This is a genomic window from Kitasatospora phosalacinea, from assembly GCF_000716545.1.
GTDB lineage: Bacteria > Actinomycetota > Actinomycetes > Streptomycetales > Streptomycetaceae > Kitasatospora > Kitasatospora phosalacinea.
In genome coordinates, this window is sequence record NZ_JNWZ01000158.1 from 1 (window position 1) to 1,317 (window position 1,317).

Genomic DNA, 1,317 nt, shown 5'->3' on the forward strand with positions numbered 1-1,317 from the left:
CGACGCGTCAGCGTCCTGTGGGCACTCCTGCGCGACAACCGGATCTTCACCCCCGATCCGGACGCGCAGGCAGCTTGACTCGGTCATTGAGACTCCTCGCGGACGGGCGGGTGGGGGCGGGCCGGGGCTCAGTAGCCGACGGCGACTTCGAGCCACTGCGGGTTCGCGTGCGAGACGTACGAGGACTGGCCGGCGTAGTCGTCGTACGGGAAGCCGTACGCCAGCCCGTCGATCGCGCGGTCGTGCCAGAACTTGGCGTAGTAGTTGGCCGGGCCCGCCGCGTAGTACTTGCTCGGGTCGGACCACTGGCTCTGCGGCAGGGTCGCGACGTGCCGGTTCAGCGCCGAGCACATGCCCGGGTCGGCGGCCATGGTGCCCGCGCAGCCGAAGATGTTCGAGGTGCTCTCGTTGACGCCGACCGAACTCGCGTAGGCCGTGAAGTAGCCGGCGTTCACCCCGCCCGTCCGGAAGCTCGGGTCGCTGCCCGGCGCGATGATCCGGTACGGGGCCTCGGTCTGGGCCAGCACCTTGAACTCCTGCGGCACGGCGTTCGCGAAGTCCTGGAACAGCTGGGCGCGGCTCTCGTCGAACACCGACTGCGCGTCGCCGACCCGCACGTCGTAGCCGTCGGCGGAGTGCAGCCGCATGGCCAGCGGCAGGGCCCAGGCGTCGACCCGGGTGGTGTTGCCGTTGAAGACGTCCGGCCCGACGGTGAACTCGATGAAGTCGGCGTACTTGCTGGTCGGCGAACCGAGGTAGAAGTACATCCGGCCGGAGGAGTTGGCGGGCATGTCCAGGTAGGGCTGCTCGGCGATCGAGTGCGTCTGGCCGTTGAAGCTCCAGTACACCTGGCTGTCCGGGTAGGCGCCGTTGGTGCGGTTGAGCACCTTCACCGTCAGCACGTTCTTCGCGGCCGGGATGCTGCTGGTGTCGCCCCAGAACGGGTCGGCGGGCGGCGTCGAACTCGGCGGCGCGGAGGGGGAGTTGGCGCTCCCGGTGGTGAAGACCTGGAACTCCCAGAGCGAGTAGCCGTACTGGGTGGTGCGGGCGGTGCCGTACATCCGGACGTAGCGGCCGGTGCCGGTGACGTCGAGGGTCTGGGTGCCGCCGGTGCCGGTGGTGGTGGAGGCGGTGGCCGGACGGTTCAGCGCGGCGTTCTGCGTCCCGCAGCCGCTCGGCGCGGCGGCGCCGTACACCTGGAACTCCCAGAGCGAGTATCCGTACTGGGTGGTGCGGGCGGTGCCGTACATCCGGACGTAGCGGCCGGTGCCGGTGACGTCGAGGGTCTGGGTGCCGCCGGTGCCGGTGGTGGTGGAG

At 70.1% G+C, this 1,317-nt stretch carries 1 protein-coding gene; it reads right to left on the minus strand.

What is annotated here, in order from left to right; genetic code table 11:
• Positions 1-128 precede the first annotated feature (128 nt).
• Positions 129-1,317: glycoside hydrolase family 64 protein (locus tag OO48_RS33905; protein ID WP_209439596.1), on the minus strand; the 1,189-nt coding region annotated here is incomplete at its 5' end.